The sequence below is a fragment of the Streptomyces sp. NPDC097617 genome (assembly GCF_044761485.1).
In the GTDB taxonomy this organism is placed as follows: domain Bacteria; phylum Actinomycetota; class Actinomycetes; order Streptomycetales; family Streptomycetaceae; genus Streptomyces.
The window spans coordinates 205,102-217,131 of the sequence record NZ_JBIWCL010000004.1 but is presented as its reverse complement, the minus strand read 5'-3'; the positions used below and the strand labels follow the sequence as shown (position 1 = coordinate 217,131).

Sequence of the window (12,030 nt, the reverse complement as noted above, 5' to 3'; positions counted from 1 at the left end):
CCGACTTCATCTAATTTGTCCACGACAGGGTTTCCACAACAAGGAGTTCACATGGCTGACAAGGGAAAGATGGACCAGGCCAAGGGCAAGGCCAAGGAGGCCGTCGGCAAGGTCACCGGAGACGACCGGATGAAGACCGAGGGCAAGATGGACCAGGCGAAGGGCAAGGCGAAGGAAGCCATGACCGAAGCCGAGAAGCGTGCCCGCGGCGTCCAGGATTCCCTGCGGGACAAGCACGACAGGATCTGACCCCGCCCGTCGGTGTACGGCATGCGGCCCCGCGGCATTCGCCGCCGCGGGGCCGCATCCCGGCGTTCGGCCCCCGCGCCCCCGGGCACGTACCGCGTACGGGAGCCGGGACGGGGCACACGAGGTGCATGACCGTACCCAAGACGACCGTCCTCGTTCTCGACAGCGCCGAGCCCGAGCTGCTGGCACGGTTCTACGCCGGGCTGCTCGATGCCACGACGGGACCGGCGCCGGGCGACGGGGAGCTCCTCCTCGTCACCGGCCGCACCGGCGTGGTGGTCGGAATCCGCCGCGACCCGGACCACGTCCCGCCGAGCTGGCCGCTCCCGGAGGGCTCCCAACAGGCCCACCTGTCCATCCTCGTGGAGGAGCGGTGCCTCGACGAGGCCGAGCGCGAGGCCGTGGCCCTCGGAGCCCGCCCGGTGGGCGCCGAGGACGACGGCAGCCAGTCGGGCAGCCGCACCGTCCTGCGCCGCTACGCCGACCCGGCGGGCCACGCGTTCGTGCTCGCCGCGGTACCCGAACCCCCGGTCCCCGGGAGCCCCGCCGGGGAGTCGTGAGGCGTCCGGGCGCCGCGTGCCCTTGGATGGGGCCGTACGCGGACGGACCGACCACCAGCTCCCGGAGACCGGTATGAGGAAGATCAAGGCGCAGCTGTTCATGTCGCTCGACGGTGTCGTCGAGGCGCCCGACCAGTGGCACTTCCCGTACTTCAACGAGGAGATGGGGGCGGCCGTCGACGCCACCCTCGGCCGGGCCGACACCCTGCTGCTCGGGCGCCGGACCTACGACAGCTTCGCGGGAGCCTGGCCGGACCGGGAAGCGGCGGGCACAGAGGACGCCCCCTTCGCCAAGGTGCTCGGCGACGCCCGCAAGATCGTGGTGTCGAACAGCCCGCTCGACCTCACCTGGCGCAACTCCGAACAGCTCACCGGTGAACTCACCACGGCGGTCACCGCGCTCAAGCACGACCCCAGCACGGACGCACCCGTCTGGATCAGCGGCTCGGTCTCCGTCGTACGCCGGCTGGTCGCCGCCGGGCTCCTCGACGAACTGAACCTCCTGGTACACCCCATCGCCGTGCGGAGCGGCCTGCGGCTCTTCGAGGAGGGCGCGCCGCCGGTCCCGCTGGAACTGCTGTCCGCCGAGACCTTCCGGACCGGCGTGCTGAACCTCCTCTACGCCGTGGCCGCCGCTCCCGGCGAGGGCACGTACGAGGACGCCAAGACCCACCTCCCCCAGCACTAGGGGTGCCCCGCATGCCCGTTGCCCGCCCTCGGCCCGGTCGGGGCGGGGCCGGCCTCGCCTTCGTGGTCGCGGGGCTGGCGGGAGTCGCGGTCGGGCTGGTCGGCGGAGCGTTCCGGTGGTGCCTGGAGCACGCCGACATGCTGCGCGGTTCGGTTCTGGAGGTCGCGGCCGGCCTGGGAGCGGTCGGCCGGCTGATTCCCGTCGTCCTCACCGCGGCGGGCGCCGCGGTGGCGTGCCTGATCGCCCAGCGGGTCCCGCACGCCGCGGGCAGCGGGATCCAGCATGTGGAAGCCGTGTGGCGGCAGGAGGCAGAGGCCCGCACGGCCCGGCTGCTGCCCGCGAAGTTCGTCGGGGGCGTCATCGCGATCGGCTCGGGCCTGGTCCTGGGACGGGAGGGGCCGATCGTCCACATGGGCGCGGCGATCGGGTCCGCGGCGGGCCGGCGCGGCCGGACGGATCCCGAGGACGCCCGCATGCTGCACGCGGCGCTCGGCGGGGCGGGCCTGGCGGTCGCGTTCACCGCTCCGCTGGGCGGTCTGCTGTTCGTCTGCGAGGAGGTGACCGGGACCGTCCGGCCCCGGCTGGTGCTCCTGACGCTCGCCGGCACCGTGACGGCGGTGGCCTGCGCGCAGCTCATCGTGGGTGACGGGACCGTCTTCCCGCTGCCGGCCCTCCCGGCTCCGCCCCTGTGGATGCTTCCGGTCTTCCTGCTGTCCGGGATGACGGCCGGGGCGCTGGGCGCCGCGTACAGCGCCCTGGTCGTACGGACACTGGAGGTGTGCGACAGGTTCACCCGGGTGCCCCTCGTCGCCCGCGCGGCGGTCATCGGGGCCGGGGTCGGTGCGCTGATGGCCTTCGACCCCCTCCTCACGGGTGGTGGTGACCGGCTGAGCGAGCGTCTGCTGACGGGCGGGAACCTGACGGTGGCGGCGCTGGTGGTCTGCCTCGCCGTCCGGTTCGTGGCCGGTCCGCTGAGCTACGCGGCCGTGACGCCCGGCGGGCTGTTCGCTCCGCTGCTGGCCCTCGGAGCCCTGTGGGGCGTGCTCACCCACGCGCTCGTCTCCCCTCTGCTGCCGGCCGGTTCGGCGGGCCCGGCGGCGTTCGCGGTGGTGGGAATGGCCGCCGTGTTCACGGGCGTCGTACGGGCACCCCTCACGGGCGCCGTCCTGGCCGTGGAGATGACGGGTGCCGGCGTGCTCCTGCTGCCGCTGCTGGTCGCGTGCTTCGCCGCGACCGTGACCGCGGACCGGCTGGGGAGCGCACCCCTCTACGACACCCTGCGCCGCCGGATGCTGGAACGCGCCTGACGGGCCTGATGCAACCGGATCGGCCCGTGGGGGCGTCGGTCGTAGGGTGGCCGGACCCGATCGAAGGGGAGTGACGTGGCGAGCATCGTGATCGCGCAGACGACCGTGGACGACGAGGCGAAGGCGTACGAGATCGGCCGGGCCGCGGTGGAGGCCCGGCTGGCCGCCGGCGTGCACATCGACGCACGGATGACCGTCTTCTACTGGTCGAAGGACGCCGTGCAGCACGAGCGGGAGTACCGGCTCTCCTTCAAGGCGACCGCGGAGAAGGCCGGCGCGTTGCGGGCCTGGGTGCACGAGCGCCACCCGCACGAGGTGCCGCAGTGGATCGTTCTCCCGGCCACCGAGGCCACGGAGGAGTACCTGGCGTGGGTGGTGAAGGAGACCAGGACGCAGTAGCCCCGGCGCTCCGGAACAGGCGACGCCCATGGGGGCGGCCGGCGAAAATGTCCGCGCCCCGGCGGCGGCCCCGCGCTATCGTGACCCGCATGAACGTCATCGGCCCCCGCACCACCGCGACCGCGCGAGCGACCAGCTCGCCGGTTGCCGCCGCCTGACTTTCCCCTTCCCTCTCCCCGGCGACCGGAAAACGGTCCGTCGGCTGTGCCGTGGCGCGATACCGCCCCCGGTCGGAGACCGGTCGGTCCCGTTCTCCGGTGCCTCCACCGCTGTCACGCGAAGGAGCCACCCCATGAATACCGACCACCTGGTCACCACGTTCGTCGAGTACTTCGAGGAGCGCGGGCACCGCCGCATCGTCGGCTCGACGCTGCTGCCGCCGCCCGGCGACCCCGTACTCTTCACCACCTCCGGCATGCACCCGCTGACCCCGTACCTGGAGGGCCGCCCCCACCCGCTGGGCAGGCGGCTGGTCAACGTCCAGCGCTGTCTGCGCACCACGGACCTGGACGAGGTCGGCGACCCCACCCACCTCACGGTCTTCGAGATGCTCGGCACCTGGTCCCTGGGCGACTACGACGGCCCGCTCAGTCTCGACTGGGGCCACGGGCTCCTCACCGAGGGACTCGGCATCGATCCCGGCCTGCTGTACGCCACCGTCCACGCCGGCGACGAACGGTCCGGGACCGGGCCGGACACCGCCTCCCTGCGCCTGTGGGAGGACCGCGGGGTGCCCGTCGAGCTCACCGTGGAGGACAACTGGTGGTCCAACGGACCCGTCGGACCGTGCGGTCCCGACTCGGAGATCTTCCTGTGGAGCGGTGAGGGCCCGCCCCGGTCCACGCCCACCCGCGACGACCGCTGGGTTGAGGTGTGGAACCACGTCACGATGAGCCACCGCCGACTCGAAGACGGTTCCCTCGTGCCCCTGCCCCGGCGCAATGTGGACACCGGCCTCGGCCTGGAGCGGCTCGCCTCCCTGCTCCAGGGCAAGCCGTCCGTGTTCGAGTGCGACGTCTTCGACCCCTGGCGTGCCGTCGTGCCGGCCCTGTGGCCCTTGGACGAGACCTCGCTGCGCGTGGTCTGCGACCACCTGCGCTCGGCCGTCGTGGTCCTCGGCGACGGCGTGCGCCCCGCCAACACCGGCCGGGGCTACGTACTGCGACGCCTGGTGCGGCGCGTGCTCACCCTGCTGTGGCGGGACGACCCCTCGCGCGGCATCGGGGCCCTGCCGGACGAACCGGTCCGGCACACCCTGGACCGCTTCCGGCAGGACATGCCCCCCGGCGACGTGGTCCGGATCCTGCTGGAGGAGGAGCACCGGTTCCGCCGGCTCCTGGAACGCGGGCGGCAGGTGCTCGCCCGCCCCCGGTTCCGGGGCCCGCTGACCCGGGAGGACTTCCACTACCTCCATGACACCCATGGGCTGCCGCGCGAACTGGTCACGAACCTGCGGCAGGAGCCAGGGTCCACGGCCCGTTCCACACCTCCAGCGCGTCCACGCGGTCGAGGCCGAACTCCCAGAAGGAGCCCGCCGCGGGAGTGAGGGGATGCGCGGCGATGGTGAGGCCCCCCAGACTGTGCACGCGCCGGGCATGGCTCTCGAACACCCCGGCGTTCGCGGGGCCGTAGCGCCAGTCCACCCACTCGCCCTGCGGCAGGCCGACCGCCAGCCAGTGGCCGTGGCGGGTGGTGACCTCCTCGGCGTTGATGACGAGCAGGTCGGTCGGGACGTTGCCGCGCCAGGTCACGCCGGTGGAGCTGGTGTTGTGGTCGGACGTCGCGATGAAGTGCAGCCCCTCCTGGCGGGCGGCCGTGACGATCTCGTCCACCGTGCGCTGCCCGTCGGAGTGCACGCTGTGCAGGTGCAGGTCGCCCCGGTACCAGCCGGGTCCCCGTCCGGCCACCGCGGCGGGCAGGACGTCGTACGGGGCCCGGGGCAGCGGGTCCCCGTGGTGGAGCGTGACGTCGACCTGCCAGGCCATGCCGCCGGTACTGCCGACCATCGGGCCCAGGATGACGGACCAGCCGCCGGGCTCGACGGGCCCGGGCGCGTAGCCGGGAGTGGCGTCCGCCGCGGAGAGGGTGAAGCCGGTCCGCGCGCCGCCCGACCAGCCGCGGAAGCCGGACGGGCCGAAGATGCCGAGGTCCAGGATGCCGGCCGCGGCGTCGTGGGTGCTGGCGACGGAGATCCGCTGGACTCGTGCCGGGACGTCGAAGGCGACGTACGCCCACTGGTCGTTGCCGTACGGGGCGCGCCCCCGGTAGGTGGTGGTCACCGTATCGCTGCCCTCGCCCGTGGTCGCGGCGTACGCGATCGGTGCGGGAACCAGCGCGGCGGCTCCGCCCGCGGCCAGCAGGGCCCCTCATCGCAGCAGGGACCGGCGCTCGACGTGCCCGCCGGGTGCGGGTGCGGGTGTGGGGTCGGGGGAGGGGCCGGAGCCGGGGGCGGGAGCTTCGCTCGGGAGGTGTTCACTGGGCACAGCAGTGCTCTCCGTTCAGGTGGGGGAGGGGAGCCATGCGGGACCGCCGGGGCCTCGCTACCGGAGTGAGCGCTGTGCTTCGACGATCCGCCGCACCGGGCCGTCGACGTTCGACCGGGCCTGGACGCCGCCGTCACCAACCGGCGGATCGCCAAGGAGGCCGGAGTCTCCCTCGGTTCCGTCACCTACCACTTCGCCACCCAGCACGAGCTGCTGCGCGAGAGCCTGCTGCACTTCGTGGCCGAGGAGACCCGGCACTTCACGGAGCTCGCCGACGCATGCTCCGACGAGCAGTTCGACATCGGGCAGGCGGCGGAGGTGGTGGCGCAGGTCGCGGGCGGCAACGCCTTCGACAGCCGCCACATCGCGCCGTTCGAGCTGTACGTCCAGGCCGGCCGCGACGAACGGCTGCGCGCCGCCGCGGCCGAGTGCTTCGCCGCCTACGACCTGCTGGCCACCCGGATCCTGACCCACCTCGGCGTCCCGGACCCCGAACGCCTGGCCGGTGTGGCCGTAGCCCTGGTCTTCGGGCAACAGCTGCGCCGCCTGGCGACGGGCGCCCCCGCCGGGGACCTCGTGGACACCCTGCTGATCCTCACGAAGTTCGCCCCGGCGCAGACCCCGTAGAGGCCGCGGGCCCCGAGGGCGGGGGAGCCGCGCCGGGCGCGGCGCGCGTCACGCGGCGCGCGGGGAGAGCTCAGTACATCTGCCCGACGTGCGCGAGGGCCTGCTTCAGCAGCGCGGCATGACCGCCCGGCATCTCGCCCTGAACCGCCGCCGAGAGCGCCTCCTGCGGGCTGAACCAGACCAGGTCCAGGGCGTCCTGCCGAGGCCGGCAGTCGCCCGTGACCGGCACGATGTAGGCGAGCGAGACCGCGTGCTGGCGGGGGTCGTGGTAGGGAGTGATGCCCGCCGTGGGGAAGTACTCGGCGACGGTGAAGGGCTGGAGGGAAGCGGGGATGTGGGGCAGGGCCACCGGGCCCAGGTCCTTCTCCAGATGGCGCAGCAGTGCGTCACGGATCCGCTCGTGGTGCATGACACGGCCGGACACCAGCGTCCGGCTCATCGTCCCGTCCGAGCCGATCCGCAGCAGCAGTCCGATGGAGGTGACTTCGCCGGTGTCGTCCACGCGTACGGGGACTGCCTCGACGTACAGGATCGGCATCTGGGCCCGGGCCATCGCCAGCTCGTCCCTGGTCAGCCAGCCGGGCGTAGTTTCGGTCGTGTCAGACATTCCTCGATCTTACTTACCGGTGAGGGCTTCGGCGGCGCGAAACCGTCGCGGGGTTCTGGACACCGGAGCCCAGGAGGAAGCGACCGTGATCCGCATGCCCGTCCGCAGGCGTCGTACTGGTACCTGCCGTCAGTGGGAACGGACCGGGGGCTCCGGCGGAGGGGTGTCGGTTCGGCAGCTGCTGGGCAGCAGCTGACCGACTGCGACCGGCTCGGACAGCCGGCCCGTCCGGAATCCAGCAACGTCACCAACATCCCCTTCCGCGAAGGGCTGGGCTTCCGCGTCACCGGTGAGATCCGGATCCCGAAGGGCGCGCCGACGCTCTGGCCCATGGGGCGCGACCTCCGGCGACAGGGGGTCCCGACCGCCATCGGCCGACCGTCGCCGCAAGCGGCTGGAACATACCCAAAGCTTTAGCAACAAGCCTGCTGCGTGGGTCAATTGGTCAATCGATCACGCTTGCGTTCCGGACAAGTGTTCTGGAAGCCTCCGCTTGACTCACCTGTCGCACGAGCAACGGAGCAACTCCCGCATGCCCTCACGTCGAATACGTCGTGCTTGGCTCGCGGCCGCCGCCGCGGCGACGCTCGCCTTCACCGGTCTCGCAGGACCGGCGACGGCGAAGGACCTCCCGCCGGATGTGCCGGGTTCCTGGATCCAGGAACCCCGCGCGAGCGAGGGCGCGGCCTCGGCCTTCAGCTCCCGCGCCGCCGCCGCACCCGGCGGCGACGCCTCGCCCGGTGGCTTCACGCTGTCGCCCGGCGAAAGTACCGGCACGTCCTGCTGGGCTGGACCTATGTGAACTCCGCCGACCACGTCTCCTTCGACGGCCTGCACGCCGCCGAGTACCCGATCCAGAAGGGCGTCCACGCCGTCGGGATCGTCTGGTACGGCAACTACCTCTACGTCGCGGACACCCGGGGCGGCCTGCGCGTCTTCGACATGCGCTTCATCCTGGACCTGGACCTGGACCCGGACGCAGACCCCGCCACGCACGACCGGATGGGCACCGACACCGATGGGGTGAAGACCACCGCCAACGTCGAGGACAAGACGAAGGTCGGCCGGCACGACAACGTCTGGTACAGCTTCGGCTACCGCTACGTCATGCCGCAGGTGGCGGCGTGGAAGTTCAAGGCGACGCAGAGCAACCCCAAGGGCTCCTGCGCCTGTGTGTCCACCGGCGCCCCGAAGGCCTCCTACATCTCCCTGGACCGGAGCACCGGCCCGGACCGCCTGCTCATGGGTGAGTACTGCCGTCCGGAGAGCGGCTACCCCTCCACGGGCCGGATCGCCTCGTACCCGGTCGCGGCCCTGGAGGGACGCTCCGCGGACGTCACCGCCGAGGGCCGGGCCAACTATCTGCCCCTGGCCAACGGCGGAGCCCAGGGCGCGGCGGCGTACAACGGCACGCTGTACGTGAACGAGTCCAAGGGAACGGACGAGCCGGGCAACCTGTGGCGTTACCGGTGGAACGACGGCCGGCTGGTCCAGCACGGCCAGGCCGTCAAGACCGCCCGTGGCGCCGAGGACCTCTACGTCGAGCGCGGCACGGGACGCCTGTGGTCCCTCTCCGAACACCGCCCGGGATCGGACGACGACTGCAAGCTGAACCCCGGTCCCGGTGATCGTGAGGGTACGGACTACTGCCAGCGGGTGCTCTTCGCGCACGAGTTGAGCTGGCTCGACAGCCGGCCGTAGCCCCGGTCGCAGCCGTACGCGCGGCCGTACGCGCGGGCCGGGCGGGCCGCGGCCGGCGGCGACCCGGGCCGGCTCAGCCCAGGACGTAGGGCTCCGGGCACCCGAGGAGGTGCGGGGAGGCGTGGGGTCCGCCCCCGGCGGACTCCGCACCCGCGGCGGCGAACGCGCCGAGCGCGCCGGCCAGTACGGCGCGTTCGGCGGGCCGGAGCCGCGCGAGGGCGGCGGCCGTCTCCGCCCGCGCCGGGCCGTCACGTCCGCCACCAACCGCAGGCCGCAATCCGTAGCCGTGAGCACCGTCTCCCGTCGGTTGTCCCGGTTGGGCCTGCGGTCGGCCAGGCCCGCGGTGATCAGCCGGTCGACCATGCGCATGGCGGTCGACGGGTTGACCGCCATCAGCCCCGCCAGGGCGACGAGTTTCACGTGCCCGCGCGCCACCAGCACCTCGAGCATCCGGAACTGCGCGAGCGTGACCGCGTTCTTGCCCCTACCCCCGCCCCCGCCCCTACCCCCGCCCCTACCCCTACCCCTACCCCCGCCCCCGTCCCCCTCCTCGTCGCTGTGCCCGGCGGCGGCCGCCAGGGCCCGGGCCGCCACGGACGCGAGCAGGCGGGAGGCGGCCAGGACCGCGCGCGTCACCTCGTCGACCTCGTCCGCGGCGGGTGACGGATCCGCGGGTCGCAGTTGCTCGGTCATACCCCTCTGTACCGCCTGGCCGTGCGGGACACCCTGACGACCGAAGCGGCCGACTCACCTGTCCCGTTCTCGTGTGCCGAAACGGGGGTGCGGCCGAATGTTGTGGCTTTCACACCGCAAATATGGCACAGGGCAAAGACGTTATGATCTCGTTATCTTTCCAAAATCTGGGATATTTTGTCAGGATAAATGGAGGTTTTCTCTCTGGAGGGGAGGGGATGCCTCCGGTCCGGACCCCGCCGCCGCATAACACGGACACTTCGCGTGCGGAACCCCGTTCGGGCATGTCTTTTCGGCCGATGCTCGGTAGCTTCGGCCCGCATGACCGGTGCTCATGCAGACCTGGCCACCCGCCCCCGAACCTCCGCCCCCACGACGACCCCGCCCGGAATCCGGGCCGACCGGCCGGACATCTCCGACGGTCCCGAACTCTGGCGCATCGCCCGCGACGCGAAGACGCTGGACGTCAACTCCCCCTACAGCTACCTGCTGTGGTGCCGCGACTTCGCCGCCACCTCCGCCGTCGCCCGCGACGGCGCCGGCCGACCGGTCGGCTTCATCACCGGGTACCTGCGACCCGATGCCCCGGCCACGCTGATGATCTGGCAGGTGGCCGTGGACGCCGCCGTGCGCGGCCAGGGCGTCGCCGGGTACCTCCTCGACCACCTCACCGCACGGGTCGCCGCCGAGCACGCGCTCGACACGCTGGAGGCCACCATCAGCCCGGGGAACGCCGCGTCCGAGCGGCTGTTCGCGTCCTTCGCCGAACGCCACGGCGCCCACCTCACCCGGGAGGTCCTCTTCACCGAGGAGCACTTCCCCGCCGGCGCCGGCCACCACGACGCCGAGGTGCTCCACCGCATGGCCCCCCTGGCCGACTGACCACCGACGACCGACCACCGACCAGCGACGATCGCCGACCGACCACCGACCACGTCCGGACCGTTCGTCACCGGACACCCCAGGAGAGGCAGGTCCCCCTTGACCACGACAGCACCGATCCCCACCGTCTTCGAAACCGTCGAGTCGGAGGTGCGCAGCTACTGCCGCGCCTGGCCCGTCGTCTTCGACCGCGCCCAGGGAAGCCGCCTCTACGACGAGAACGGCCGCTCCTACCTGGACTTCTTCGCGGGAGCCGGCTCGCTCAACTACGGGCACAACAACCCCGTGCTCAAACAGGCGCTGCTCGACTACATCGCCCGCGACGGCATCACGCACGCCCTGGACATGTCGACGACCGCCAAGCGGGCCTTCCTGGAGACCTTCCACTCCACGGTCCTCGCCCCCCGCGGACTGCCGTACAAGGTGATGTTCCCCGGCCCCACCGGCACCAACGCCGTCGAGGCGGCGCTGAAGCTTGCGCGCAAGGCCAAGGGGCGCGAGGCGGTCGTCTCCTTCACCAACGCCTTCCACGGCATGTCCCTGGGCTCGCTCGCCGTGACCGGCAACGCCTTCAAGCGCGCGGGCGCCGGCGTCCCGCTGGTGCACAGCACGCCCATGCCCTTCGACAACTACCTCGGCGGCCGCACGCCGGACTTCCTCTGGTTCGAGCGGCTCCTGGAGGACAGCGGATCCGGCCTCAACGACCCGGCCGCGGTGATCGTCGAGACCATCCAGGGCGAGGGCGGGGTCAACGTGGCGCGCGCGGAGTGGCTGCGCGCCCTCGCCGACCTGTGCCGCCGTCGGGACATGCTGCTGATCGTCGACGACGTGCAGATGGGCTGCGGCCGCACCGGCGACTTCTTCTCCTTCGAGGAGGCGGGCATCACGCCCGACATCGTCACCGTCTCCAAGTCCATCAGCGGCTACGGACTGCCCATGTCGCTCTGCCTGTTCAAGCCCGAGCTCGACATCTGGGAGCCGGGCGAGCACAACGGGACGTTCCGCGGGAACAACCCCGCCTTCGTCACGGCGACCGCCGCACTGGAGACGTACTGGCGCGACGGCGTGCTGCGCGAACGCACCCGCGTCCAGGGCAACCGCATCGAGCAGGCGCTCGTCGACCTCTGCGCGGACCACGAGCGGGACGGCGCCTCGTACCGCGGCCGCGGCATGGTCTGGGGCCTCGAGTTCACCCGCAGGGAGCGCGCCGCCGAGGTGTGCCACCGGGCCTTCGAGCACGGGCTCCTCGTCGAGACCTCCGGGCCCGAGAGCGAGGTGGTCAAGCTGCTGCCGCCGCTCACCGTGTCGGCGGACGAGCTCGACGAGGGCCTCGACATCCTCGCGCGGTCCGTCCGCGAGACGGGCTGACCCGCCGCGGCCGACACCACCCGACGCCACCCGACACCACGAAAGGCAGCACCACCGTGATCGTCCGATCCTTCCAGGAGATCGAGGGCACCGACCGCCACGTCAGGGCGGCGTCGGGCACCTGGGAGAGCAAGCGCGTCATCCTGGCGAAGGAACGCGTCGGCTTCTCCCTCCACGAGACCGTCCTGTACGCCGGCACCGAGACGTCCATGTGGTACGCGAACCACGTCGAGGCGGTCGTGTGCGTCGAGGGCGAGGCCGAACTCACCGACGAGGAGACCGGTGAGAAGCACACCATCACGCCCGGCACCGTCTACGTCCTCGACGGACACGAGCGCCACACCCTGCGCGTCGTCAGCGAGTTCCGCTGCCTGTGTGTCTTCAACCCCCCGGTCACCGGCCGTGAGGACCACGACGAGAACGGCGTGTACCCGCTGCTCACCGAACCGGATCCGGTCTGACCGAC

Annotated in this window: 14 protein-coding genes and 1 pseudogene; 12 read left to right on the top strand and 3 right to left on the bottom strand. The window is 72.1% G+C overall.

Annotated features, from left to right (window positions below):
- Positions 1–51: 51 nt before the first annotated feature.
- The 6 genes from ACIQZO_RS09785 to ACIQZO_RS09760 all read left to right on the top strand — a co-directional run bounded on the left by ACIQZO_RS09785 (position 52) and on the right by ACIQZO_RS09760 (position 4,749).
- The gene (locus ACIQZO_RS09785) at positions 52–249 is read left to right on the top strand and encodes a CsbD family protein (RefSeq protein ID WP_403622721.1); all 198 of its coding nucleotides are present in this window, start codon (positions 52–54) and stop codon (positions 247–249) included.
- A gap of 128 nt (positions 250–377) precedes the next feature.
- Positions 378–809 carry a VOC family protein gene (locus ACIQZO_RS09780; RefSeq protein WP_403622718.1) on the top strand — a complete coding sequence of 144 codons (432 nt, stop codon included), beginning with the start codon at positions 378–380 and terminating at the stop codon, positions 807–809.
- Positions 810–882: 73 nt separating this feature from the next.
- Positions 883–1,497: a dihydrofolate reductase family protein gene (locus ACIQZO_RS09775; protein ID WP_403622715.1), complete on the top strand. Its 615-nt coding sequence runs from the start codon at positions 883–885 to the stop codon at positions 1,495–1,497.
- Positions 1,498–1,508: 11 nt separating this feature from the next.
- Entirely contained in the window at positions 1,509–2,804 is a 1,296-nt protein-coding gene (locus ACIQZO_RS09770; RefSeq protein WP_403622712.1) for a ClC family H(+)/Cl(-) exchange transporter, read from the top strand.
- Positions 2,805–2,879: 75 nt separating this feature from the next.
- Positions 2,880–3,203 (top strand): divalent-cation tolerance protein CutA, encoded by a 324-nt coding sequence (cutA, locus tag ACIQZO_RS09765; protein WP_403622709.1) that lies wholly within the window; start codon positions 2,880–2,882, stop codon positions 3,201–3,203.
- A gap of 292 nt (positions 3,204–3,495) precedes the next feature.
- Positions 3,496–4,749 carry an alanine--tRNA ligase-related protein gene (locus ACIQZO_RS09760; RefSeq protein ID WP_403622707.1) on the top strand — a complete coding sequence of 418 codons (1,254 nt, stop codon included), beginning with the start codon at positions 3,496–3,498 and terminating at the stop codon, positions 4,747–4,749.
- Here ACIQZO_RS09760 and ACIQZO_RS09755 read toward each other — a convergent pair.
- Complete coding sequence (locus ACIQZO_RS09755) at positions 4,646–5,482, bottom strand: CehA/McbA family metallohydrolase (protein ID WP_403622704.1); 837 nt, start codon at positions 5,480–5,482, stop codon at positions 4,646–4,648. The genes ACIQZO_RS09760 and ACIQZO_RS09755 overlap by 104 nt on opposite strands.
- A gap of 441 nt (positions 5,483–5,923) precedes the next feature.
- Here ACIQZO_RS09755 and ACIQZO_RS09750 point away from each other — a divergent pair, with 441 nt between their 5' ends.
- Entirely contained in the window at positions 5,924–6,313 is a 390-nt protein-coding gene (locus ACIQZO_RS09750) for a hypothetical protein (protein WP_403622701.1), read from the top strand.
- Between the two features lie 70 nt (positions 6,314–6,383).
- Here the strand turns inward: ACIQZO_RS09750 and ACIQZO_RS09745 are convergent, their stop codons facing one another.
- Positions 6,384–6,920 carry an NUDIX hydrolase family protein gene (locus tag ACIQZO_RS09745; RefSeq protein ID WP_403622698.1) on the bottom strand — a complete coding sequence of 179 codons (537 nt, stop codon included), beginning with the start codon at positions 6,918–6,920 and terminating at the stop codon, positions 6,384–6,386.
- 532 nt (positions 6,921–7,452) lie between these two features.
- Here ACIQZO_RS09745 and ACIQZO_RS09740 point away from each other — a divergent pair.
- Both ACIQZO_RS09740 and ACIQZO_RS09735 read left to right on the top strand, forming a co-directional pair.
- Positions 7,453–7,722: a hypothetical protein gene (locus ACIQZO_RS09740; protein ID WP_403622695.1), complete on the top strand. Its 270-nt coding sequence runs from the start codon at positions 7,453–7,455 to the stop codon at positions 7,720–7,722.
- On the top strand, positions 7,719–8,621 hold the full coding sequence (locus ACIQZO_RS09735) for a hypothetical protein (protein ID WP_403622692.1): 903 nt from the start codon (positions 7,719–7,721) through the stop codon (positions 8,619–8,621). The genes ACIQZO_RS09740 and ACIQZO_RS09735 overlap by 4 nt, the downstream gene beginning before the upstream one ends.
- 73 nt (positions 8,622–8,694) lie before the next feature.
- Here the strand turns inward: ACIQZO_RS09735 and ACIQZO_RS09730 are convergent.
- Positions 8,695–9,314: pseudogene (locus ACIQZO_RS09730) on the bottom strand (MarR family transcriptional regulator).
- 321 nt (positions 9,315–9,635) lie between these two features.
- Here ACIQZO_RS09730 and ectA point away from each other — a divergent pair.
- The 3 genes from ectA to ACIQZO_RS09715 all read left to right on the top strand — a co-directional run bounded on the left by ectA (position 9,636) and on the right by ACIQZO_RS09715 (position 12,025).
- Complete coding sequence (gene ectA / locus ACIQZO_RS09725) at positions 9,636–10,196, top strand: diaminobutyrate acetyltransferase (protein WP_403622689.1); 561 nt, start codon at positions 9,636–9,638, stop codon at positions 10,194–10,196.
- A gap of 99 nt (positions 10,197–10,295) precedes the next feature.
- A complete protein-coding gene (ectB, locus tag ACIQZO_RS09720; protein ID WP_403622686.1) occupies positions 10,296–11,564 on the top strand; it encodes a diaminobutyrate--2-oxoglutarate transaminase in 1,269 nt (422 codons plus the stop codon).
- 56 nt (positions 11,565–11,620) lie between these two features.
- Positions 11,621–12,025: an ectoine synthase gene (locus ACIQZO_RS09715; RefSeq protein WP_403622683.1), complete on the top strand. Its 405-nt coding sequence runs from the start codon at positions 11,621–11,623 to the stop codon at positions 12,023–12,025.
- Positions 12,026–12,030: the final 5 nt, after the last annotated feature.